The sequence below is a fragment of the Oribacterium sinus genome (assembly GCF_014202695.1).
Classification (GTDB): domain Bacteria; phylum Bacillota; class Clostridia; order Lachnospirales; family Lachnospiraceae; genus Oribacterium; species Oribacterium sinus.
Genome location: NZ_JACHHH010000001.1, coordinates 271,236 through 296,417, shown reverse-complemented (window position 1 = coordinate 296,417; position 25,182 = coordinate 271,236). Strand labels below are relative to the sequence as shown.

19 protein-coding genes and 1 riboswitch are annotated in these 25,182 nt (G+C 43.0%); of the genes, 5 read left to right on the top strand and 14 right to left on the bottom strand.

Features of this window, described 5'->3' with window-relative positions; all coding sequences use genetic code 11:
• Window positions 1–87: 87 nt before the first annotated feature.
• Window positions 88–1,470, top strand: a complete 1,383-nt coding sequence (scfB, locus tag HNQ46_RS01215) for a thioether cross-link-forming SCIFF peptide maturase (protein WP_183681898.1) — start codon at window positions 88–90, stop codon at window positions 1,468–1,470.
• A 283-nt stretch (window positions 1,471–1,753) separates the two neighbouring features.
• On the opposite strand, the gene HNQ46_RS01210 is transcribed toward scfB, so the two are convergent.
• Window positions 1,754–2,566 carry a Cof-type HAD-IIB family hydrolase gene (locus tag HNQ46_RS01210; protein WP_183681895.1) on the bottom strand — a complete coding sequence of 271 codons (813 nt, stop codon included), beginning with the start codon at window positions 2,564–2,566 and terminating at the stop codon, window positions 1,754–1,756.
• Between the two features lie 224 nt (window positions 2,567–2,790).
• Window positions 2,791–2,895: riboswitch (SAM riboswitch) on the top strand.
• Window positions 2,896–2,985: 90 nt separating this feature from the next.
• Here HNQ46_RS01210 and metK point away from each other — a divergent pair.
• Window positions 2,986–4,044: a methionine adenosyltransferase gene (metK, locus tag HNQ46_RS01205; RefSeq protein WP_183681890.1), complete on the top strand. Its 1,059-nt coding sequence runs from the start codon at window positions 2,986–2,988 to the stop codon at window positions 4,042–4,044.
• A 4-nt stretch (window positions 4,045–4,048) separates the two neighbouring features.
• Window positions 4,049–4,849, top strand: coding sequence for a hypothetical protein (locus HNQ46_RS01200; RefSeq protein WP_183681888.1), 801 nt, complete (start codon window positions 4,049–4,051; stop codon window positions 4,847–4,849).
• 337 nt (window positions 4,850–5,186) lie between these two features.
• Here the strand turns inward: HNQ46_RS01200 and HNQ46_RS01195 are convergent, their stop codons facing one another.
• The gene (locus HNQ46_RS01195; RefSeq protein ID WP_183681885.1) at window positions 5,187–7,337 is read right to left on the bottom strand and encodes a hypothetical protein; all 2,151 of its coding nucleotides are present in this window, start codon (window positions 7,335–7,337) and stop codon (window positions 5,187–5,189) included.
• Window positions 7,338–7,859: 522 nt separating this feature from the next.
• Here HNQ46_RS01195 and HNQ46_RS01190 point away from each other — a divergent pair.
• Window positions 7,860–9,455 (top strand): DUF438 domain-containing protein, encoded by a 1,596-nt coding sequence (locus tag HNQ46_RS01190; RefSeq protein WP_183681882.1) that lies wholly within the window; start codon window positions 7,860–7,862, stop codon window positions 9,453–9,455.
• Window positions 9,452–9,739: a DUF4491 family protein gene (locus HNQ46_RS01185; RefSeq protein WP_183681879.1), complete on the top strand. Its 288-nt coding sequence runs from the start codon at window positions 9,452–9,454 to the stop codon at window positions 9,737–9,739. The genes HNQ46_RS01190 and HNQ46_RS01185 overlap by 4 nt, the downstream gene beginning before the upstream one ends.
• 276 nt (window positions 9,740–10,015) lie before the next feature.
• On the opposite strand, the gene tpiA is transcribed toward HNQ46_RS01185, so the two are convergent.
• From tpiA to nox, 12 genes are all read right to left on the bottom strand, one after another.
• Window positions 10,016–10,765 carry a triose-phosphate isomerase gene (tpiA, locus tag HNQ46_RS01180; protein ID WP_183681876.1) on the bottom strand — a complete coding sequence of 250 codons (750 nt, stop codon included), beginning with the start codon at window positions 10,763–10,765 and terminating at the stop codon, window positions 10,016–10,018.
• 147 nt (window positions 10,766–10,912) lie between these two features.
• Window positions 10,913–12,130: a phosphoglycerate kinase gene (locus HNQ46_RS01175; RefSeq protein ID WP_183681873.1), complete on the bottom strand. Its 1,218-nt coding sequence runs from the start codon at window positions 12,128–12,130 to the stop codon at window positions 10,913–10,915.
• A 78-nt stretch (window positions 12,131–12,208) separates the two neighbouring features.
• Entirely contained in the window at window positions 12,209–13,234 is a 1,026-nt protein-coding gene (gene gap / locus HNQ46_RS01170) for a type I glyceraldehyde-3-phosphate dehydrogenase (protein ID WP_007155861.1), read from the bottom strand.
• Between the two features lie 438 nt (window positions 13,235–13,672).
• Complete coding sequence (locus tag HNQ46_RS01165; protein WP_183681870.1) at window positions 13,673–15,358, bottom strand: Na/Pi cotransporter family protein; 1,686 nt, start codon at window positions 15,356–15,358, stop codon at window positions 13,673–13,675.
• 366 nt (window positions 15,359–15,724) lie between these two features.
• Window positions 15,725–16,753, bottom strand: coding sequence for a hypothetical protein (locus tag HNQ46_RS01160; protein ID WP_183681867.1), 1,029 nt, complete (start codon window positions 16,751–16,753; stop codon window positions 15,725–15,727).
• Between the two features lie 203 nt (window positions 16,754–16,956).
• Window positions 16,957–17,775: an N-acetylmuramoyl-L-alanine amidase family protein gene (locus tag HNQ46_RS01155; RefSeq protein WP_183681864.1), complete on the bottom strand. Its 819-nt coding sequence runs from the start codon at window positions 17,773–17,775 to the stop codon at window positions 16,957–16,959.
• 110 nt (window positions 17,776–17,885) lie between these two features.
• Entirely contained in the window at window positions 17,886–18,728 is an 843-nt protein-coding gene (locus tag HNQ46_RS01150; protein WP_007155856.1) for an undecaprenyl-diphosphate phosphatase, read from the bottom strand.
• Between the two features lie 23 nt (window positions 18,729–18,751).
• On the bottom strand, window positions 18,752–19,417 hold the full coding sequence (locus tag HNQ46_RS01145) for a uracil-DNA glycosylase (RefSeq protein WP_183681861.1): 666 nt from the start codon (window positions 19,415–19,417) through the stop codon (window positions 18,752–18,754).
• Entirely contained in the window at window positions 19,414–20,100 is a 687-nt protein-coding gene (locus tag HNQ46_RS01140) for a metallophosphoesterase family protein (RefSeq protein ID WP_183681857.1), read from the bottom strand. Before HNQ46_RS01140 ends, HNQ46_RS01145 begins: the two co-directional genes overlap by 4 nt.
• A complete protein-coding gene (locus HNQ46_RS01135; RefSeq protein WP_183681854.1) occupies window positions 20,097–22,013 on the bottom strand; it encodes a BMP family ABC transporter substrate-binding protein in 1,917 nt (638 codons plus the stop codon). Before HNQ46_RS01135 ends, HNQ46_RS01140 begins: the two co-directional genes overlap by 4 nt.
• A gap of 345 nt (window positions 22,014–22,358) precedes the next feature.
• Complete coding sequence (locus HNQ46_RS01130) at window positions 22,359–23,471, bottom strand: N-acetylmuramoyl-L-alanine amidase family protein (protein ID WP_183681851.1); 1,113 nt, start codon at window positions 23,469–23,471, stop codon at window positions 22,359–22,361.
• A 179-nt stretch (window positions 23,472–23,650) separates the two neighbouring features.
• Window positions 23,651–25,009 (bottom strand): H2O-forming NADH oxidase, encoded by a 1,359-nt coding sequence (nox, locus tag HNQ46_RS01125; protein ID WP_183681848.1) that lies wholly within the window; start codon window positions 25,007–25,009, stop codon window positions 23,651–23,653.
• Window positions 25,010–25,182 lie beyond the last annotated feature (173 nt).

Genomic DNA, 25,182 nt, shown 5'->3' with positions numbered 1-25,182 from the left:
ATTATCTTTATACATTGATTTTATTTATACTGATTTAGTTTATACATTAATTTTATGTATACATTTGTTTTATAGAAGGAAGGGTAAATGATTCACCAGTATTTGATGAACGGACGACACATTGTTTTGGATGTATACAGCGGAAGCATCCATGTTACGGATCCTATGGCTTATGCTGCCATCGGCTATTTGGAAAAAGGACTTTCCAGAGAGGAAGTGCTCCAAAAGCTTAAAGTGGAATTTCCGGAGAGTACAGAGCAGGACTTTCTAGACTGCTTTTCGGATATAGATGAATTAATCGAAAGCAAAAAGCTCTTTACTAAAGACAACTATGCGCCTTTAGCCGGAAAGCTAAAATCCCACAGCGGAAATGTGATCAAGGCTCTTTGCCTTTTGGTAGCCCACAGCTGTAACTTAGCTTGCTCCTACTGCTTTGCCTCCCAAGGGCATTATCACGGAGAGTCAGGGCTTATGAGCTTTGAAACCGGAAAAAGAGCCCTGGATTTCCTCATTGAAAATTCCGGCACCCGCCGAAATTTAGAGGTGGACTTCTTTGGTGGAGAGCCCTTGGTGAACTTCCAGGTTTGTAAGGATCTGGTGGCCTATGCCCGCTCCATCGAGAAGGAAAAGGGAAAGAACTTCCGTTTCACCCTAACCACCAACGGTGTAGGACTCACGGAAGAAATCATGGATTGGGCAAATGAAGAATGTCATAATGTGGTTTTAAGTCTGGATGGACGAAAGGAAGTCAATGACCGTTTTCGTGTAGACCGAAAGGGAAAGGGAAGCTACGATCAAATCGTCCCCAAGTTCCAGCGTTTTGTGGAAAAACGGGGGGACAAGGAGTACTACATGAGAGGAACCTTCTCCCATTTTAATACGGATTTTACGGAAGATATTGCCCACATGGCTGATGAGCTGGGCTTTAAAGAGCTGTCCATGGAACCGGTGGTTTTAAAGCCGGGAGAGCCCTCCGCCCTAACCGAGGAAGATTTGCCCATCCTCTATGAGCAATATGAAAAGCTGGCACTGGACCTGCTTCGCAGAAAAAAGGCGGGAGATCCTGTAACCTTCTACCATTATATGGTGGATTTGGACAGAGGCCCCTGCATTTATAAGAGAATCTCCGGCTGCGGTTCCGGAACCGAGTATATGGCGGTTTCCGCCCAGGGGGAGCTATACCCCTGCCACCAGTTCGTCTCCGACAAGGAATATAAGCTGGGAGATATTTGGAACGGTATCACCAAGGAAGAAGCTAGAGAAGAATTCCGAAACACCAATGTCTATACCAGAGAAGACTGCGGAAAATGCTGGGCAAAGCTATATTGCGCCGGAGGCTGTGCCGCAAATGCCTACCACTCCACCGGAGATATTGCCGGTACCTATGAGTATGGCTGTAAGCTCTTCCGAAAGAGAATGGAATGCGCCATTATGATGAAGGTGGAGGAATCCTTGATGGAGCAGGGGTAAGGAAGCCCATTGCGCAAAGTATTTAAGGAAATAGTGTGTTGAATTATAATTTTTACGCTTTTTTAGGCAGAATAGGTCTGAAATTGGGGCACGCTCTCGCTAACATCGCCTCGCAGGGGATACTAAGCGAAAAACTGCGCTTCTCTTGTTTTTCGCAAGTACCCGCGGGCTCAGATTACCCCTTTTTCAGACCTATTTTGCATAAAAAGCTGTATACGTATTATTACAAATTTGATTTCACCCTAAATGAATATGCAAAAATAACATGTATCAATACTATTTCTTATATATTGCTCAAAATGTACTTCTCCACCATTACTGCTACTCCGTCTTCATCATTGCTGAGTGTGATTTCGTCAGCTATTTCTAAAACATGCTTTTGGGAATTGGCCATGGCAATGCCTTTTCCGGCATATTCTAACATGGTAAGGTCATTTCCTCCATCTCCAAAGGCCATCAGCTCTTCTCTCTTCCAGCCCTTTTTCTCTAAAAGTCTTTTTAAGGATTCTCCCTTGTCTACTCCTAGGGGGCAGATTTCCAGGAAAAAGGGTTCGGAAAAGAAGATACTTAATTCCTCCCCATACTCCTTTTCCAGTCTTTCCTTTAAGGGAAGGAGCTCCTCATGCTCTCCCAATGCCAGAAGTTTACAAACTTCCTCCGATAAGGCATTTGGAAAATCTTCTACCTTTCGAAAGGGCATCTTATTAATGGTGCTTTCTCTATCCATATAGGGAAATTCCGGTCGTTCTGTTACAATCTCCTTCCCCTGATAGGAAAGGAGACCTAAATCCGCCTCTCTTACTGCCTTGGCGATAGGCTCATAATACTTCCGGGGAATCGTCTTCTCAAACAAAACCTCTTTGCTCTTACAATCCATACAGAGACTTCCGTTATAGGAAAGAACATAGCCTCCCAATTTTTCCAGCTCTAAGGCCTCCCACACCTCGGACATGCCATAGGTAGGTCTTCCGGAAGCCAGAATAATGCTGACGCCCCTTTTTACAGCTTCCTGCAAAGCTTTTTTGTTTCTTTCGCTGACCTTCTTTTCCGAATTGGTCAATGTTCCATCCAAATCCAATGCTATCGCTTTAAACATTTTAATCCCTTCCTCTATCCTCTATTATTGTTCGCTTTCCTTTTGACAGTATTATTTTTCTCATTACCTTTTATCTTATATCGGCAAAGCCGTGCCCTCTCTTATATCTCATTCTTCCCGGAATGTAAAGAAAACTTAAATTTATTATTTTTTTATATTCTTCTCCCGAACTTTTCCTTGCATTTTACGCTTCTCTTTGTTAGTATAACAGAACAAAATTTCATAGCTTATTCAGAGTCGGTGGAGCTACATAGGAGCTAAGAAGCCGCAGCAACCCCGGAAACGGAAGGTGCTAACCTGAGCGAACCATTTGTTTCGATCAATAAGAAGATTATCGACCATTGGCGAGCCCAATGGTTTTTTTATGTCTTTTCGAAGCTTTCTCCCACTCTGTATACAAAATAGAAAGGATTATTTTTATGTTATTTTCATCAGAACAGGTTTCCAACGGACATCCGGATAAAATTTGCGATCAAATCAGTGATGCCATCGTTACAGACATTTTAAAGCACGATCCCAAGGGAAGAATCGCCGCAGAATGTTGCATTAAAGACTATGATATTGTGATTTTGGGAGAAATCACCAGCAGCCACACCCCCGACTACGATACTCTTTGCCGAAACGTGTTAAAGAATATCGGTTTGGAGGACTTGGATCGCTATAAGATTCAAGAGTTGATTTCCGTACAGTCTCCCGATATTGCCATGGGTGTAGACCATGACGGTGCCGGAGATCAGGGAATGATGTTCGGGTATGCCACCAATGAAACCAAGGAAATGCTCCCTATTCCCTATGTTTTATCCACCAGAGCTTTGCAGAAGCTCCGTGCCTTTAATCTGGAAAATGCCTTTTCTATTTTAAAGCCGGATGCTAAGGCCCAGGTAAGCTATGATTACAAGGAAAATCGCATTGATACCTTCCTGATTTCTTCTCAGCACAGTGAATCCGTTTCCCTGTCACAGGTTCGGGAGATTATTCAGAAAATCATGGTGGAAACCGCTGCGGAAATGAATTTAAATACCGACTTCCGCATCTTGGTAAACCCCACCGGACGTTTTGTTCTCGGTTCCTCCTTTGCAGATTCCGGTCTTACAGGACGTAAGATTATTGCCGACACCTACGGCGGCGCTGCTCATCACGGCGGCGGCGCATTTTCCGGAAAGGATCCTTCCAAGGTAGACCGTTCTGCAGCCTATATGGCCAGAAAAATTGCGAAGGACCTGGTTTCCGCAGGAAAGACTGACAGATGTGAGGTACAGCTGGCTTATGCTATCGGTGTGGCGGAGCCTGTATCCGTTTATCTGGACTGCTTCGGTACCGAGCATGAAAATGTGGGAGACCTTTGGCGTTCCGTAATCGAAAAGTACGACCTTACGCCAAAGGGTATTATTTCCAACTTAAATCTTTTAAATACAGACTATAATCTGGTTTCTTCTTACGGACACTTCGGTAAGGAAAACCTGCCATGGGAAATCTAAGCAAATGTCTAAGGATTTACATTTCACAGAAAATAAAAATAAGAGCGGAAAGTCCTTTTTAGGCGCCCTCTTTCAGAAGAACCAAAAGCTTGCAACAGAAAAAGGCAGTCCCAAAAGACTGCTTTTTTCTCATCATTTTTTTCCATTGATTCTTTTCGGAATCAGCTTACAATTTCTTCTGTTTCTTCTACCTATCTTACTCTACAGCTATAAAAATCCGAAGCTTTTGCTTCCCTCTTCCCCCCTACTGTCCCTTTGCTTCTTTTTCACAGTCCTTCCCTTACTGTATGGAGGGCTGGGACTTTTGGCTTCCTACGCCAAGAAACTGGCAGTATTTGAGCTGTTTCGTAAGGGGACTATAGTGATATTTCTTCTTTCGCTACTCTCTTCCCTTCCTCTCTTTCTTCATCCAGTTTACTGCTCCAGAACATCTTCTCTTTTCGGAAAAGCAGATGTTCAGGAGGAGAATTTTCTGTATCCCTACAGCGAAAGTCTTCCGAACAATTCCCAGGAAGCTATTGAAAAAGCACTTAGCAGTTTTCCGGATACACCCCTTTATGAAATGAGCTTTTTCCACTATGGAGAAGGAAATATAGAGCAATTCCAGTACCAGTTCTTCTTTACTATTGATAATATGGAAGACAATATAAAGCTGCTGGAAAAAAAACTTCCCTTCCAACAAAAGGTAGAGGAAGAGAATATATTCTATGGAAATGGAAGGCTATCCAATGAACTATTCTTTGACATCAGCATCGATAAGAAGGGCGGAAAAACGGAATTCAGCTTTAGTAATCTTCCTTTTTAAAACAGATTTATAATAATCAAAAACGTTTTCCGTACAGTATAGGTCTGAAAGTGGGGCACGCTCTCGCTAGCTTCGCCTGACTGAGCAGTGGTTTTGTTAACCACTGCTCACTTTGCTTCGCAAAGCAAATTCCTTCGGAAGTTGGTCTCGTACAGAACAACTTTTCTGATGAAAAGTTTGTCCTTACATAAGGGATACTAAGCGAAAAACTGCGTTTCTCTTGTTTTTCGCAAGTACCCACGGGCTCAGACTACCCCTTTTTCAGGACTATACTGCCGGAAAACGATTTATTTTTCTGATTGCTAATAAATTCTAAAAAAGAGGATTGCTATGCGCATTACTCTGTTTCCACTGCTCCATCTTCGCCTTCCTCCTCGATAGAAACATAGTGAAGACGAAGAATTAACTTCGCCGTCTTCCCTTTAATGATTAAATCCGGAAAACTTAGTTCTACGGTAGCATTTTTCTCTTCTTCTCCATCCCCGTTTTCAGAGTTTCCCTCTCCGGAAACTTTTTTCTCTGTCTTGTCAGGAATATAGCGTAGTTCCACTTTTACAGTCTTTTCATTTTCATTCTCCGCTTCTCCAAGCAGTAAAGCTGGATTTTTTTCGATTTCATCGAAATAATCAAGATTTACATCCCCGTCCTTTTCAAGAACTTCTCCGGACAGAATGGCTTCTTTTTCCAGATGGATTGTGTCTTCCAGAATATACTCCCCATCATAAAGAAGTTCTACGGAAGCAGGGATTTTTCCTTCATCCATAACTTCTTTTAATTGAATATCCTTATATCTCCAAGCATCATAGTCTTTTGGAAGCTGTTTATCATCTAATTGGAAATCCCAAACAGAGCGATTTGCATCATACACTCCCTCCGTCAGGACCTTTCCTCCCCGAAGCAACTCCGCCTTGATGATGTCTTTCCCCGTTTCTACAGCACGGTAAACAAAATGATCTTTATCTGTTGGAAGGGTTTTCACCTCTCCATTTTCATAGGTCAGGCGAATCTCATCCGCATAAGCCCACCTATAATCCTTTTGCACCTGAATAAAACTTGGGAGCTTAATCAAAGAGTCTTCGTTTTGGAAATATACCGGAAAAGTTGTTCCAATTTCCGGTAAGGGGCTTCCCTGTTCTTTATCCACGGTAATGCCATGCTTTGCAAAGTCTGCATAAGGAACATCCTGTCTGCTTACGTCTGCAAAATGTAGGTCAAGAATGGTGTCAGAAAGATCCAAGCTATCCCCTACTGCTCTGGCATTTGGCTTTCTTGTAAAATCAAAATAGGCAATTTTTTGTTCTTTTTTGTCTTTTTTCAGCTTTCTGGAACGGGCAAGAGCATTATCCACTGCACTGACCTCGCCCAATGTGGACTGGGTTGCAGAAGCTACCGCATCATAGGCTTCGCCCTTTTTCTCCTTCAGGTTTTTCTCCAGTTCTTTTACATCCTCTAAGCCTTTGAGATAATCAAAGATCTTAAAGGTCTTGTCCTGATAGCTGTCATCTTCCGTGTATTTCACATTGCTAACTTCTGCAATCTTGCCGTCTTTAATGCTGACTTTTACGATATCCGGACCGCTTTGCTCATAGTATCTTGACCAAGTTCCCGTACCGTAGAAAACACCATCTGCAAGCAAGGATTCCGCCTTCTTATCCGGATTTTCTTTTCCTGTTTCCACTTTAGAATTTTCTGCTTTAGAATTCTCCTGAGGCAGTTCAGTCTTGGAATTTTTCTTATCTTGCTCACCCACTCCGCTAGAGGAAGCTCCTGCATTTCCGCTTGCTCCGGCATTGCTTCCATTCCTGTTTATATTACCGCTTCCGTTACTTCCTGCTCCACTGCTTCTTCTTCCGGAGTGACTGCGTGTAGAACTTGTTCTCTCCGGACGAGCTTCCGTATTTTCAATCGTTCTGGAAACACCTTTTACATCGGATTTTTTTGTGATAAAGCCTTTTCCCTCAACAAACTGCACTACACCGTTTACCGTCCATTGTCCCTCTTCATTTACGGTATAACCGTCCTTGCTCATGCCGTTTTGCAGGAGAATTCCCTTTTTCTCGCCTTCTTCTTCTTCAAAATAATAGCAATATCCGTCAATCCATTGCCAGCCTCTAAGCTCCTGTCCCTCTGTAGGGCTTCCCTCCCGGTTATCGTAAAAGCGATAGGCACCCTTACTGTCTTGATGCCAGCCTCTTGCCATAGAACCTTCTACCGCCTCATTTTTATTTTGAAAATAATAGTTAGCGCCCTTAATATCTTGACTTCCCAGAAGCATCTCTCCGGAGTCCTGAGAAAGATAATACCAATTTCCCTTATCCATAAGCCAATCCTTTACCGGCTTACCTTCTTTCTCATAGAACCATTTTCCATTCATTGCTTTCCACTCGCCGGTATTTGCAGTCTCTGCAGCAAATGCTTTTCCCTGCACCAAAATTGTAGGCAAGACAAAAGCAAGGGATAGAATAACCCCTTTCGTCATCTTCTTCATTTTAAACCTCTTTCTATAAACTGTGATTTACGGCCTCACGTCCAGGTTTAATTTTCTTAACGCCCCTTACTATGCTTTCCGGTTTATCCAAAAATGAAGCTTAGTTCTTTGCTTTTCTCTGCCGGCATATTCTAAAAATGATAAGAAATCATTTGAATAGAAAAGTTAGTCGAACTCGCCTGTTTCAATTATTATTATTTAAATCGGTTAGCCATATCTACCCAATCAGTATATTGCTATTTTTAAGAATAATAAATAAAATCTTCGTTATGAATATCATTAATAATTTTTATATTTTTTCCCCATATATTAAAAGAGCTCATACCCTTTACAAAGTGACAATGTGTTAGAGAAATCTTCTGAAAATCTCTTTAGAATTTGATATGGAATTTTCATTGTTATTCTCTCATCGTTTTTGTTATGATAGTGTTGGTTAGATAGTTCTAACTCAATAGACTAGTAAAGCTGTCTAATTCTGATTTAATTGTTTAGTAGATTGAAAATCTACATAAGGAGGAAGCGATGAGAGAGAATTTTCAAAATATTGATGGGAAGAAGTTAGAAATTGTTCACGAAATAAAGTCCGCCTATGATGAAGGTAAGATTTCCTTGGAAGAAGCCAGAAAAGCGCTGAAGGATAGAGTACAACACCTGGCCCCCTATGAAATTGCCATTATCGAGCAGGAAATGGTGGAGGAAACCGAAGACGAGTGCATTAAGGAAGATATTCAGGCCATGCTGGAGGTCTTCCAGGATGTTTTAGTCACAAAGGATCAAGAGCTTCCGGAAAATCATCCTATCTCCTGTTACCGTAGGGAAAATGCCAAAATGAAGGAATTACTGTTTTCTGTAGAGGATTTGGTGCAGTATCCCCTCATTAAAAACCAATGGCTGGAACTATATGAAGAATTGTTGAAATTCAAAATTCATTTGTCCAGAAAACAAAACCAGCTCTATCCGGTTTTGGAAAAGAAGGGCTTTACCCGCCCTACCACCACCATGTGGACGCTGGATGACTTTATCCGGGATGAGATTGCAGAGTGCTACAAGCTTCTTTTAGAGGATAAGGAAGAGGAGTTTATCGGAAAGCAGGCAGAGCTTGTGGCGGATGTTCGGGATTTGATGGACAAGGAGGAAAATATCCTCTACCCCACTTCCTTGGAGATGATAAGTGACGAAGAGTTTCGCTATATGGCTGAGGGAGACCGGGAAATCGGCTTTGCTTATATTACCGTTGAGCCGGAAAAATCTCCAAAGCAAAACGTCTCCCATACCGCTTCTCAGAGTACCTCTCCCCTCTCCGGTCTTTCCTCTGCTCCCGGCTTTGCGGAAGAGCTTGCCGGTCTTCTAGGAAAATACGGCTTTAACAATAAAGAAGAAAAATTGAATGTTACTACCGGTCAGCTTACTCTGGAGCAGATTAATCTGATTTACCAGCATATGCCGGTGGATCTTTCCTATGTAGATGAAAATGAACTGGTTTGCTTCTATACCGACACCAAGCACAGAGTTTTCCCCAGAAGTAAAAATGTCATCGGTAGAGATGTGAAAAACTGTCATCCAAAAGCTTCGGTACATATCGTTGAAGAAATAATCAAGAAGTTCCGTTCCGGAGAGCAGGACAAGGCGGAGTTTTGGATTAATAAGCCGGACCTCTTTATTTACATCATCTACTATGCGGTTCGGGATGAAAACGGAAAGTTCCGGGGTGTGCTGGAAATGATGCAGGACTGCACCCATATCCGTTCCTTACAAGGCTCTCAAACTCTTCTAACCTGGGAGCAACAGGAAAAGGGAGAAAGCAAGGAGACTTCTGAAGACGAAGACAAGAGGGAAGGCTCAAAGACTTCTGAAGATGTAGGCAATAAAGAAAGCGCAGGGACTTTGGCAGCCGGCAAGCTGACGGAAATCAACGAAGACACCCTGCTAAAGGATATTTTGGAAGCAGATCCCAATGTAAAGACTCTCCTTTTCCGATTAAGTGACCGCTTTAAGGCCTTAAACACTCCTCTTGCTCGTATTATGATGCCGAAAGCCACGGTAAAGATTATGAGTGAACGGGCAGAGGTGGATTTGGATACCCTGCTTCGAGAGCTTCGGGAGTATTTTAAACTATGAGTATTCAAGGTTTACTCTTAGGCTTGGTGTGTTTTCTCTGCATAGGGATATTTCACCCCATAGTGGTATATGCGGAATATTACTTTAGTAAGAAAATAGCCTGGCTTTTTTTCTTAATCGGTTTATTCGCTTGTATAGCCAGCCTTTTTCTTCCTTCTCTATTCCTCTCCGGAAGCCTGGCCATCTTCGGCATCTCCTGCTTTTGGAGTATCCATGAATTATACGAACAGGAAAAGAGAGTGGAAAGAGGCTGGTTTCCGAAAAATCCAAAGAGAAAATTTTAGGATTATAAAGAGACTTTAATCAGTTTTATAAATAGCCTTTATGCAGTATAGGTCTAAAACGGGGCACGCTCTCGCTAACCTCGCCACGTAGGGGTTCTAAGCTTTTAAAAGACAAAAGCCAAGAACCCACGGGCTCAGATTACCCCTTTTTAGACCTATACTGCATAACAGGCTACCCACTATTTCTGATTCGTTAAATCCTCTTTATAATCCTTCTAAATTTAAAGAGTACCGTACGCATAACGTACGGTACTCCTTTAGTTCTGGTACTTCTTCTTAATCCTGGTAGTTTACAATCTTAGCAAACTCCTCTTTAAGGGATGCACCGCCGATTAATCCGCCATCAATGTTTGGCTTGGACAGAAGCTCCTTGCAGTTTCCGGCATTCATAGATCCGCCATACTGAATACGAATCTTCTCTCCTACCGCCTGGGAATAGATTTCGCAAATTACCTTACGGATGTATGCACAAACCTCTTCCGCCTGCTCAGCCGTTGCAGTCTTTCCGGTTCCGATGGCCCAGATTGGTTCATAAGCGATAACGCATTTTCCGGCATCCTCCGCGGAAATTCCCTGGAAAGCCGCCTTAATCTGCATGGAAATCCACTCAAAGTAAATTCCCATTTCTCTCTGCTCTAAGCTTTCTCCACAGCAAATGATAGGGGTAAGCCCCTTTTCCAAAGCCTTCTTAGCCTTCTTGTTAATATCCTCATCTGTCTCATGGAAATATCCTCTACGCTCGGAGTGTCCCATGATAACATACTTTACTCCTGCATCCACCAGCATATTGGCGGAGATTTCTCCGGTGTAAGCGCCGGCCTCTTCAAAGTAAAGATTCTCCGCTCCAACGGAAATCTTGGAGCTCTGAAGCTTCTCCACTACAGGTACAATGTCGATAGCCGGTACACAGAAAACCACGTCCACCGCATCCGTATTCACCAAGGGAAGCAGTTTATCGCATAAAGCCTTGGCCTCTGTTACGGTCATATTCATCTTCCAGTTTCCTGCAATAATTTTCTTTCTCATCTTCTCACCTATTTCCTACAATTTCTATCTATCTTATGCATAATAATCTATATACTGATTTCTGTATTTACTAACTACTGTCCTTAATGACATCTGTATATACTGACTTCTATGCATACGGATTTATCTGATTATTTATAGAACTTCTTACTTATTATTTGCAGCTGCAACACCGGGAAGCTCTTTTCCCTCCAGGAACTCTAAGGAAGCTCCGCCGCCGGTGGAAATATGAGTCATCTTATCTCCGAAGCCCAAGATATTCACCGCTGCGGCACTATCTCCACCACCGATAATGGTAGTAGCCTCTGTCTCTGCCAAAGCCTTTGCTACTGCAATGGTTCCCTTAGCCAATACAGGGTTCTCAAAAACGCCCATAGGTCCGTTCCATACCACAGTCTTTGCAGACTTCACCGCATTGGCAAAAAGCTCTGCAGACTTCGGTCCGATATCCAAGCCCAGCATATCTGCAGGAATTTCAGAAATATCCACAGTCTTTACTGCTAAGTTGGCATCATCAATAGGATCCGGGAAAGATGCCGCACAAACCGCATCCACAGGAAGCAGAATTTCACAGCCTAATTTCTTTCCCTTTTCAAGCATTTCTTTACAGTAGGAAAGCTTCTCGTCATCCACTAAGGACTTTCCGATTTCATAGCCCATAGCCTTTACGAAGGTAAATGCCATTCCTCCACCGATAATCAGAGTATTGCATTTCTCTAAAAGGTTGGAGATTACATTTAACTTATCGGACACCTTAGCACCGCCAAGAATGGCAACGAAGGGACGAACAGGATTTTCTACAGCCTGTCCCAGGAACTGAATTTCCTTCTGCATTAAGTAGCCCACTACAGCAGGTCCGGAAATAAACTGGGTCACACCAACGTTGGAGCAATGAGCTCTGTGTGCAGTTCCAAAAGCATCATTTACAAAAACATCTGCTAAAGAAGCCAATTCCTTGGAGAAAGCCTCTCCATTCTTAGTCTCCTCCGCACGGTAGCGAGTATTCTCCAGAAGAACCACATCTCCGTCCTTCATCTTTTCTACTGCAGCTTTAGCATTTTCTCCTACTACAGTATCATCTTTGGCGAAAACCACAGGCTGTCCTAAAAGCTCGGAAAGACGCTTTGCTACAGGTGCTAAAGAAAGCTCAGGCTTTGGCTCTCCCTTTGGCTTTCCAAGGTGAGAACATAAAATCACCTTTCCGCCATCAGCAATCAGCTTCTTAATGGTAGGAAGCGCTGCCACAAGGCGGTTCTCATCGGTAATCTTTCCCTCTTTTAAAGGTACATTAAAATCACAACGGCATAAAACCCTCTTGCCTTTTACGGAAATGTCATCTACGGATTTCTTGTTTAATTCTGCCATGCTAATCTCCTTCTCTACTTCGGAAAAAGCCACCGGATCCACTCCGGCGGCTTTCCGCAAAAATCTATGCCTATAAAATTACTTTACAAACTTCTCGAAGTACTTAATGGTACGAACCATCTGAGAAGTGTAGGAGTTCTCGTTGTCATACCAAGATACAACCTGAACCTCATAAAGGTCATCTCCCACCTTGGATACCATGGTCTGAGTAGCATCGAAAAGAGATCCATAGGTCATTCCGATGATATCGCTGGAAACCAACTCTTCCTCTGTGTAGCCAAAGGTCTCAGGATCGGAAGCCTTCTTCATAGCAGCATTGATAGCTTCCTTGGTAACTTCCTGAGAAGACTTAACAACTGCGAAAAGGAGGGTTGTGGAACCTGTTGGAACAGGAACTCTCTGTGCAGAACCGATTAACTTACCGTTTAACTCAGGGATAACCAAGCCGATAGCCTTAGCAGCACCGGTAGAGTTTGGAACGATGTTGATAGCTCCTGCGCGAGCTCTTCTTAAATCTCCCTTTCTCTGTGGTCCGTCAAGGATCATCTGGTCTCCGGTGTAAGCATGGATAGTTGCCATGATACCGGACTGAATTGGAGCGAAATCATTTAAAGCCTTAGCCATCGGTGCAAGACAGTTGGTGGTGCAGGATGCTGCGGAAATGATGTTGTCCTCAGCCTTAATGGTCTCATGGTTAACATTGTATACGATAGTAGGAAGATCATTTCCTGCAGGTGCGGAAATAACTACCTTCTTAGCACCGGCCTGGATATGAGCATTTGCCTTATCCTTGGAGGTGTAGAAACCGGTACACTCAAGAACTACGTCTACGGAAAGCTGTCCCCAAGGTAACTTGGAAGCGTCAGCCTCCTTGTAAATCTTAATCTTCTTTCCCTTAACTTCGATATAGTCTTCTCCGGCAACTACTGTATCTTCATACTTATATCTTCCCTGAGAAGAATCATACTTTAAAAGGTGCGCAAGCATCTTAGGATCGGTTAAATCGTTGATGGCAACAATCTCTGTTCCTTCATGATCAAACATCTGACGAAATGCCAAACGTCCGATACGTCCAAATCCGTTAATCGCTACTTTTACTGCCATATCCTTTTCCTCCTACATAATAAATCATTTTAATTTCTTAAACAGCACGTTCATTCTATTGCAGGCAATGTGTTTTTGCAAGTACAAATGACGAAAAAACGCAAGTTTTCACCAAAAGTTTACAGATTTCTAAAAAGAAAAATTAAATCATTATTAAAATAATTATTTTTAAATCTAATTCCGCTTTCTTGAAGTTCTTACTATCCTCCTTATTCCGGAAACCATAGCATAAAAAAAGAGCGGTAAAATCAAAATATATATAGGTTTACGGCAATATAGGTCTAAATACGGGGTAGTCTGAGCCCGTCGGTACTTGCGAAAAACAAGTGAAATGCAGTTTTTCGCTTAGTATCCGCTACGTGGCGATGCTAGCGAGAGCGTGCCCCGATTTTAGACCTATATTGCTTAGAAAACCATTTTGATTTTACCGCTCTTTTTTTAAATCATCGTTTTCACATAACCCGCCACATTATCCGCATGGTCGGAAATTCTTTCCAAGTCGGAAATGACATCCAAGAAAATTACACCGGCCTGAGGCACACAGTCCCCGGAGCTTAATCTTAGAATATGGGTCTCTCTCATATCCTCTTCCATCTCATCCACCTGATCCTCCAGATGAGCTGTTCTTACCACAGCATCCAAGTCATTGTTCTCAAAGGCATCAATACTGGCTTCAAAGGACTCCATAACCTTATTGGAAATCTTCTTTAAATCATCCTGACCGATTTCCGAGAAAGAGATATCGTGATCCTGAGCATACTGAGCCTGCTCCGCAATATTTTCCGCATGATCCGCAGCTCTTTCCACATCGGTAATGGTATTAAACATATTGGTCACTTCCAGCTTCTGATTCTCATTTAAAGAAAGATTTCCGATGTGAATCAGATAATCCGTCAGAAGCTTCTGCATATTATCAATGATTTTCTCTCTGGCATAAACCTCTTGGATTTCTTCCACCTTCTCTTCCAGTAAGATGCCCATGGCGTGAGAGATATTTACCGCCGTAATTCTGGCCATATTGACAACCTCTGCCTTAGTAGCGGAAATGGCGATGGCGGGAGATTCCAAAATACGCTTGTCCAAGTGCTGAATCAGATTCTTCTCCACCTCCGTGTAGTGGTTCGGATTCTCCTCATCCTCCTTATCCTGCTTACTCTCTCTAACCAAAGTTCCGGAAAGATTCACCAGTAGATCTCCAAATGGGAATAAAACAACGGTACAGGATACGTTAAATATGGTATGGAAGAGGGAAATTTCCACTGGGCTTAATTGTCCCTGGAAAAAACTCTTCATTGGAAGACTTAAAAAGAAAATAATAGCTCCGAACAAAATCGCACCGGTCACATTAAAGAGAAGGTGAATTACCGCCGCTCTCTTAGCGGTTCTGGAGGCTCCGGTAGAGGAAAGCATAGCGGTTACACAGGTACCGATGTTTTGTCCCAGAGTGATATAGAAGCCCGCGGCTCTCGGTACCGCACCGGATAAAGCCAAGGTCTGAAGGATGGATACGGAAGCTGCAGAGGACTGGATAATTCCCGTTACCACCGCACCGGTTAAAATACCAAGAATAGGATTTCCTCCCATTACCTGAAAGGCTTTCGCAAAAATAGGAGAATCCGCATAGGGAGACACGGAATCACTCATAAATTCCAAGCCGATAAAGATAAAACCTACACCGATACAGAAATTGGCTACAAGGTCATCTTTACCTTTTTTCCCAAAAAGAAGGCGGAAGGCACCCACTCCCACTAAGAGTGGTGCAAAAAATTCCGGCTTCAAAAAAGCCAGGGAGGAACTGGACACCTGGGTTAAGGAAACCATCCAAGCGGTAATGGTGGTTCCGATATTGGCACCCATGATAATGCCGACAGACTGACTAAGATTCAAGATTCCGGCATTTACAAAACCTACCACCATAACGGTGGTTGCAGAGGAGGATTGCACAAGAGCTGTTATGGCTGCTCCTAAAACAACGGCCATCACACGATTTCCCGTTACCAAATTCAGGAACTTGGACATACGGGAGCTGGCGGCTTTTTGCATACCGTCACTCATCACCGTCATACCGTATAGAAACATTCCCAAACCACCAATTAAGCCAAAAAGGCTTCCGATGAATTCCATGATTCTCTTTTCTCCCCTTTTCTTTAGACCCGTAAAGAGACCGTTTCCTTCAGCTCTTCTTATAGTCTATAACCTACCCGACTTCCCTCCTGAGAAATCCTGTAACGTAAAAAAAGCCAGTGTAAAAACACTTGGCTTAGTATACAAATACTTTCTTAAAAAAACAAGGAATTTCTCTTGAGTCAGGAGAGGGGCAGTGAAAACCCGCACTACAACAAGCCTTGTTCCCAGCTTCCTACAATGTTTTTCAATGCCATATTCGTTCCTATCTCATTTCCTTTTAAATTATCGGCCTATTTCAAATTCATATAAGAAGGGGATGTAAAAAATCAAAATAATTTTTTACATCCCCTTCTTGGAAAAATCTTATTCCTCTGAATCTCCAAAGCTATCTGTATAAGGAAGACCTGCATCCTGTACATCCTGCTTTTCTTCTCCAATGGGATAAGCCAGGAAGGAGTTCTTGTCCCACTGCACTACGCCGATGGAAGTCACTAATCCGCAAATGAAAGTGAAAAACAGCTGTAAACCGAGATTCTTAAAATAATCTGCTTGCAAATTGGCCGTTTCCACAATAGCCACTACATTTTTAAACGTAAAAGACAGGCTGAGCTTTGTTCCCTCCATGCCGAACATATCCGGTGTAAAATATCGCTGAATCATTAATGCCCAATCCAGGCGGTTAATTAAGTACATAGCTGCCAGCATAATAATGGCGGAGATGATAATACCGATCTTTTGAATTCGACCGGCAAAAACTTTATATCCTCCCATAACCAAACCGCCCATGACTACACCGCCAAACCAGCTTACATAGCCCAACTGAGAAATACAGAGAACCACTGCCCCTGCTACCACCGCGCCTAAAAGAGCACCTACTGTTCCCAATAAGATACTGCTTGATCCTCTAAGGGCAATCTTATCCTGTTTTTCCTGAATTCCTCTTTCAATCTCCGCATATTCCGATTTCGTAATAATCTTTACTCCCTGAGCAAAATAGGTGGATACTCCCTGAGTAACGCCGCTGATTTCCGAACAATTCTGAAATCCCCTATCCTGCAGGAATCTGGCCAAAGCCGGTAAAATCTCTTGGAATCTTTTCACTGTACCGTCCTTGGTAAAGGCTCCGCCAAGGGTGAAAACCACACGATAATTTTTCTTGTTCACTCCTATAGTCTTTAAATATTTATTATACTCTTTTATGCCTTCAAAGTCCGCCTTTGTGGGCTTCTCGCCTCTGGTGACAGAGACATTCAGATAATATAGAGAGCCTTTATCCGCATTTGTAATCAGCATATCATAACCGCCGACCTCTCCCACTGCAGCATTACCGTTCTTATCATAATAAAACCCTAAGCCCTCTGCCAAAGTCTTTACTAAAACCATCTTCTTCATGTCCTCCAGTTATTTCTTTGTAATCTTAATTCTTTAAGAATACTCCGTAAATTTTATGAACCTTTTCCATTATACAGATTTCCTCTAAAAAAGCTACTCTCTTTTTTCTACAAAAAAGGTCTGAAATCGAGACAGCTTGGAACGTCTCGTTTTCAGACCTTTACTGCAAAACTATGTTTTTAAAAATTCTTTAAGGAGCCTATTTAAGAGGAAAATCCGTAGTAGATATTTACTCCCTTAACCAATCCATCTGCCAGATTGTTTAAGGTCTTTTCACCATGGTCGGAAACCTTATCTCCCAGCTCAATGTCTACAGAAGGAATGGTGGAATAGGATGTTTGGGTTAAATCCATATCCATTCTTCCCTTACCGAAAATCTTCACTCCCTGTCCCTTTAAACCGCTGATCAGGCTGTCTCCCAGCTTTTCGTGGTTCTGCCAGTTACTTGCCACCGGCTCCATCCTCTTTAATCCATCCGGAACGGACATAAAGAATGCACCCTTGTCCTTGGTGGTTGCATCCCAATGCAGAGCAATATGGGCATCCGCCTTGTTGTTGGCTAAAACGGTACGGGCAATATTGTCTAGCTGAACATCCTCTTCACTGCGAATCATCAGCACATCATATCCCTCTGCCAGAAGCTTTTTCCCTAAAATATGAGCCATCTGCAATGTTACGGTAGCTTCTCTGGTGCCGTCCTGGAAGGTCATACCGGAGGACACTGCCGAAGCCGTAGTCACGCCTGCCGCATTGGTTCCGCCGGTTAACTTTCTGGTACCGTCCGGATGGCAAAGGGTTCTCTGCTTCTCTCCCCCCTTGGTTCCGTGACCTGCATTTACCGCAATGGTAATATGCTTCGGCTCCTTAACATCACTGGTATATAAAACGGCCTTTCCTGTATTGATTTTAGAATTTCCCGCATACTTCCAGTTTAAATTTAAACCGATTTCCGTTGCGGCGAAGCTTTGCATCCCCATCACAAGGGATAAGGCCATAGCTAAAACTACTCCTCTTGCTTTCATTTTACTCCCTCTTTTCCTTTTTTATTCTCCTAGTATATCGACCGTTTAAGCATAACGAAGTAGCCTTTTCTATACAAGCCCCTTTCCTTTACAGTGCCATTACGGATTTCTTACAGCACCAAATGGGATACGGCAAACCATAAAAGAATCACGCCGCCAAAGAGAATTCTATAATAAGCGAAGGGAAGAAAATTATGGCTGCGAATATAGCGCAGTAAAAAACGAATACAGTATAGGCTGACAAAATAGGACAAGAGCATGGATAAAAGCAACATAAACCATTGTCCTGCACCAAAATTCCCTGCATGCTTAATCAGTTTTAAAAGACTGGCTCCTGCCATCACCGGCACACTTAAGAAGAAGGAGAATTCCGTGGCTGCCAATCTTCCTACTGATAGAAGCATGGCCCCCAAAATAGTAGCTCCTGAACGGGAGGTTCCCGGTATCAGAGCCAAGCACTGGAAAAGTCCGATCAGAAGAGCATTTTTCCAAGAAAGTTCCTCTACAGTTAAAGTATGAAACTGATGTCCCTCATTTCTTCTTTCCAGTAAAATGAAGAAGATACCATAGAGAATCAGCATCAGTGAGACCACAAAGGCATTGTAAAGATGAGCATCCAAAAAATCATCCAGCAAAAGTCCCAAAACCGCTGCAGGAAGACAAGCTACTAAAATTTTTCCGATCAAAATACATTTTCCCTGCTCCAAGTAGTAGCCTTTCCCCTGAGATCTTCTTGCTACGGGCCAGATACGGAAGAAAAATTCTTTGATTACCGCTCCAACCGCCCCCAGCTGAATCAAAACTTCAAAGGTGGAGAAAAACTCCTTGCTTTGCTGCAAAGGAATAATACTTTGCAGTAAAATCATATGTCCTGTGGAGGAAATGGGAAGCCACTCGGTAAATCCCTCCACCAAAGAGAAAACAATGACTTTTAATAACTCAACAATGTTCATGGAATATTCTAACCTTTCTATTTTTATGCTTTCAAAGCCCAATCAATTTCCTCCTGCCCTTCCTTTCGAAGGTAGGCATTGCACCGGGAAAAAGGCCTGGATCCGAAAAATCCCCTGTAAGAGCTTAAAGGACTTGGATGGGGGGCTTTTAAAATCAATCGTCTTTTTTGATGAATCATCTTTGCCTTACTCTGGGCGGAAGATCCCCATAGGATATAAACTACGGGCTCTTCCTTCTCTTCTATGGCCCGTATGGTTGCATCCGTAAACTCCTCCCAGCCGATGCCCCTATGAGAATTGGCCTCATGGGCTCGAACCGTAAGCACCGTGTTTAAAAGAAGCACCCCTTGCTTTGCCCAGGCATCCAACTCTCCGCTCTTCGGAATTTTACAGCCTATATCCTCCTGTAATTCTTTGAAAATATTCTGTAAGGAAGGGGGAAAGGGAATGCCTTTTCCCACGGAAAAAGATAAGCCCTGGGCTTGCCCAAAATTATGGTACGGGTCCTGCCCCAAAATGACTACCTTCAGCTTTTCATAGGGACAAAGGCTATAAGCTCGAAAAAGCTTTTCCTTGGGAGGAAAAATAGTATGATGCTTATACTCTTCTCTCACGGTTTCATAGAGTTTTTTATAATAGGGTTTTTGAAATTCTCCCTGCAGCTTGCTTAGCCACTGCCCTTCAATCATAATGTTCCTCTTCCCTTTTTGTTGGTTACTTGTTTGTATAGGTCATAGAGGAAAGATCCCGTCTTTCCCTCATTGGGATATTCATCCTCCCCAATATCTAAAATATATTTATCAAATGCATTAATTATTTTCGTGCCTGAGGAATGCATGCACTCTTGTTTATAGGCGTCTCCATAGCTTTTATGAATATGCCCGTGAATCATGTACTTGGGTTTATATTTTTGCAATAAGTCCTCAAAGGCCTGAAAGCCCTGATGGGGCAAGTCTTCCATGTCTCCGTACCCCTTCACCGGCGCATGGGTCAGTAAAATATCAAATCCATTCTTTAGGACAATGTCTTTCTTTACTTTTTGAATGCGCTTCTGCATCTCCTGTTCCGTATACATATGGTCTCCGGGCTTGTAACGGAAGGAGCCTCCCAGTCCCAGTATACGAAGTCCTTTAAAATCATAAACCTTATCTTCGATGCACTCACAGCCTAAGGGCGGTCTTTTCTCGTAGCCCTGGTCATGATTTCCGTGCACATAAAGAAGAGGTGCCTTGCCCATGGTAACCAAAAACTGCAGGTAATCGGAGTGTAAATCTCCTGCGGAAAGAATCAAGTCAATATCCTTTAGCTTTCCCTTATCAAAATGATCCCATAAACCCTTGTTTTCCTCATCTGCTATACATAATATTCTCACAGTAAAAATCCTCCCGACAGGATAGCCTCTTGGGATTCTTTGGTAAATCGGTCCAAGGGAGGGATTTCTCCCACCACATTATCATTTAACCAACGCATATCTACAATTTCTTCCAAGTCCAAACTCTCGTCTCCTTCCCTTCTAAGCTTTTCGCTTTGGCTGTGAATTTCTCCGGAAAAGGGCGCAAGACTTCCTTCTACAATTTCTCTCCTTAAGATAGAAATCAATTTTTTAGAGGCATAGCTTAAATCCCGGGAAAGGATAATATCAATAACCCCTTCCTTCAGTCCAAAGTAATAGTTCAAGGCATTATGGGCCTTAGCCAAGCTGTTGGCATGGTAGGAGCCCTCTAAAATCGACTGCAAAATCAAAGCATAATACTTTCCCCAGTCATAAACCGGAGCCGCCACATTAAAGACCTTCTCTCCCTCTTCCCTGATATAAAGTCCAAATTCTCTGCTGACTTCTGTCGGCTTCGCAAATTCCGGTCCGGAAATCGTTCTGATTCCCTGCTTCCGAAACTCTTCCTTCCAGTTTACGTCCTGCAAACCGCTCCAGGAAAGATGTACTTTGCTCCATGGATTGATAAACTGGGCGCCGATGGCAAAGGCATTGATATTGGCAATGGTTCCGTACAGCGGAAACTGCTCCACATAGCCTAAGTCATTTCCATCGGTAATGGATGCCGCCAAAGCCCCCATCAAAAACTTGGCTTCATACATTCTGCCATAGTAGGTACGAATGGAATTGTAAGAGGTATTTACCGAACAATTCAGGATGGAAGTCTCCGGATGCTCCAGAGCCATCTTGATACTAAGCTGAGCCATCAGGCTGGCTGTGGTAAAAATGAGCTCTGCCCCCCAGCGAATGGCCTCCTCTATACTATCCTGAATACGCTCCTCCGTATTACAGGACTCAAAAATCTTCGTTTCTACCAAGCCCCGGAACTTCTCCATAATGTAATTTCGTCCCAGCTCATGGGCATAGGCCCAAGTGGAATCCTGTACCGTACGTTCATACAGAAAAGCAATCTTCAGAGGATGCTTTCCGTTATAGAGCTTTCCGCTCTGGAACAAGTCCATAAAGCCGCTGACTTTTTTCACTTCCTCAGGATTCTGTACCAGCACCACATCTCCGGCAGACTTTCTATATTCATTCCAAAGACGTTCTATATTTTCTTTAATTTCCTCCGTACTGTTATGCAAAATAGATTCCATCCCGAAGACGGTAAGATAAACATAGAAAGCATCTCCGATAGTATTTCCCAGCTTTCCTCCACCCATTTGCATATAGAGCTCCGCAAAACGAGAATAGGCCGCACGAAGGTCTCGGCAAAGCTCCTCTTCCCAAAGCTCTCCGGGTTTTTTCCCCATTACCTGACAAAGCCGGTCATAGGCTCCCAGCTCGGAAAAACGAATTCTATAGATTCCGGTACATTTATAAAAATCCACAAATTCATAATACAGCTTATTTTCCCGTTCCTCTGTGCGCTTCGGTAATATACGAATTACTGTAGCGGGAATGGAAACCGCTTCATTAAAGCGGCTGACGGAAACTCTCTTGTTTCCTTCCTGTACATAGAATTTATACATGTATTCATAAACCAAGATAGGCTCCCGAACACCCTCTTCCTTGACAGAATCATAAAGAGCCGACCATTTAAAGGCAAATTCCGTTTTTGCCCCTAAAATCGGCATGAAATTCTTGGCAAAGGCCTGCTGTCTTCCGGTGGTTTTGGTTCCTACAATATCTTCCAAGGGTATCTCCAGGACACCAAGGCGGTTCTCTCCCTGAATATCTTCATCCTTTAATTTATCATCCAAAGCTTCCAAATAAGGATACTGCCCCGTCAAAAGGGCATTTCTATAGGCTCTGTCTCCTAATTTTTTGGCTTCTAAATAATCCTCTATCATTCCTACTCCTCTCTAAGAAACAATAAACCGATTCCTGACGAGTAAATTTCTTGCCATATTTTAGCATAAGTTCCTTGTTTTGCGACAATATACAAGCGTAAATTTTTATTAACCTTAGTTCTGTATAAAAGCTTAATTCTGTATAAAAGCTTAGGTCTGTAAAAGCCTCCATGTAATATAGGTCTGAAAACGGGGTATTTTCGAAATCCCCATCTTCAGACCTATTCTTTAGAAGCATTATTCTTATTTGATTTTTTTACCGCAAGACCTGTCCTAAAGCCCTTATCAAAAATTCTATAGAGAATTCCGGACAAAAAGTCCTATCGCACTCCCTGAAATTCTATATTACTGTGGTCCCTGGGTATTGCCTTCCTGAATGGTTCCCTGTCCCTGTGCACCGCCGGGAGTAGAGGAAGAGGAATTACTTCCGCCGGGACCGTTACTGCTGGGGCCGTCTCCGTTTGCAGGACTACTCTGGCTATTGCTGTCACCTCCGGGAGTATTACCGCTATTTCCTCCGGGGCCTACATTATTGTTGTTATTATTGTTGTTATTATTGTTGTTATTGTTGGTATTGTCGGTATTCGCATTGGCTTCGGTAGCCGTTACATTGGAAATATCGGAGGTGCAAACACCGTGCTCATTAAAGCTAAAGTCCCTTCCATCCAGATTAACGGTGGTATTGCTGAGCATCTTTCCGTCCTGTAAATAGTAGTAATGGCTCTTCTCTTTCAGCCATCCCTTCACCATCTTACCGTTATCCTGGAAATAGTACCAAACGTTCTCAATCTTGGTCCAAGCTCTAGCCATCTTTCCGTTAGAAGGATCCAAATAATACTTATTGCCGTCTGTGTCCGTCTTCCAGCCCGTTTCCATATTACCATTGCTTGCGGAAAGATAATAGTAAGTTCCGTTTAATTGTAGCCAGCCGGTCTGCATAGCACCATCATTTCCGAAATAATACCACTTATCGGAAATCTTCTGCCACTGTCCCATAACCAAAGAGCCGTCTTCCGAACGGAAATAATACCATTTATCGGAAATCTTTCTCCATCCCTTGGCCATAACACCGGAAGCCTTCAGATAGTACCAAACGTCCTTTCCATCCTTCTGCAGTTTCAACCAGCCGGTCTGCATGGTACCGTCTGTCTTTAAGTAATACCACTGCTTATCAATCTCTCTCCAACCGGTTACCATAAGACCTGACGGACGAAAATAATGCCAGGAGTTATTAATCTTCTTCCAGCCGGTTACCATATAGGTATCGGCTCCAATGTAATAATATCCGGAAGATGTATGAATCCACTTTCCGCTAACCTTCTGATTGGTCTTAGAATCCACAAAGTAATACTTTCCGTCCTGCTGTCCCCATCCCGCCGCAAAGGCTGTCAGCGAAAGGCTGGCTACACAGAGCCCAAGTGCCAAAGCTTTTATGCCGAATTTCTTTCCCAGTTTCATAATCTTCCTCCCATTAAAACGGATTCTGTATAAGTCTATGAAAAAGGCAGCTCTCCTATAGAAAACTGCCTATTTTCGTCTTTTCTAAACTATAGCATAGCAAGCTTTCAAATTTCTATACTAAGCTCTTACTTTTCCTTAACAATTATAAGAATTTTTTCCGTTTTTAAGGATGTTTCTTAGCCCTTTAAGCCTAATTCCTTATTCAGCCAGTTCAATCCTGTTCTGGTGACATAGTTATAGGGCTGATTGAAGTGAGGCATAAAGAAAAGATCCACCAAAGGAAGCTCCGGCATGGTCAGGCCCTTCTGAATAGCCAGAGAGAAGAAATGAATGATGGCAGTTGCATCGTAGCTGGAGCCTAACTGGCAGCCCACAATCTTTTTATCCTCCTTCTTGTAAACAATACGAATCTTCACCTTCGGATTCTCCACTTCCATAAAGGCAGGGAACTGGGTATCCTCGTAATCCTCGTAGGATACGTCCATGCCTTCTCTCTCCGCCGCTGCTAAGGAAAGTCCAGTACATGCCAGCTTGTAGCCGTAGATTCCTAAAGCACTGGAGCCCTGAACGCCTAAGCTTTCTACAGGAGTTCCGCAGATGTTATGGCCTGCCACAACGCCGGAACGTACCGCATTGGTCGCCAAGGCGATATAGTTTTCTCTGCCTCTTGCATTGTCATAAAGGCTTGCACAGTCTCCGATGGCATAAACGGAAGGATCGCTGGTCTGCTGCTTTCTGTTTACCAGGTAAGCACCGTTTTGATACAACTTTAAGTGGTCCGCTCCCAGGCTTGCATTGGGTCTGAAGCCCACTGCACAGATTACCATATCCGCATCATATACACCCTTATCGGTCTTAACGCCGGATACCTTACCCTCTCCTAAGAACTCTTCTACCTTCTCACCCAAAGCAAGCTTAATGCAGTGCTCTTCCATTCTGTTCTTCAACTCATCGGAGAAGGGAGCATCAAAATATCCTGCAAGAATACGATCCACCATATCGATTAAGGTTACTTCCAAGCCAAGACGCTGGAAGGCTTCCGCAAGCTCCACACCGATATAGCCTCCTCCAAGAACACATACCTTCTTGAATTCGCCCTTATTCTTCAGCTTTTCAATAACCTCCGCAGCGTTCTGGTAAAGCTTTACCATCTGTACATTTTCTAAATCAAAGCCTTTTACCGGGATTCTGTTGGGGATGGATCCTGTAGCAAAAACCAAATTGTCGTAGTGATCTTCAATCACCTGTCCGTCTTTAAGCTGTACCTTAACGGTCTTCTTGTCATAATCCACGGAAAGTACCTGAGACTCCATATTTACCTTGGCTCCCTTTGTCAGAAAGTCCTGTGGCTTTGCATAGAACAGGCCGTCTCCGGAATGAATCTGTTCTCCGATCCAGAGTGCCATTCCACATCCTAAAAAGGAAATGTTGCTGTTCTGGTCATAAATGGTAAGCTCCTGATTGGGATAAGACAAAATGGTGTTTGCGCAGGCTGTTCCTGCGTGGTTAGCTCCTACTAGTATTGTTTTTGCCATGGGATTCCTCCTTGAATTTTGATATTTTTTTAGCAATAGAATTATTTTATACTATTTTATGGAGAATAAAAGTGAAAATAGTATAAAGAATTGTTCTTATTCTTATCGGCGATTTGGATAGGCGTTATAAGAATGAGTAGGCAGTACTCTTTTGAGCCTGTGCAGCTTATAAA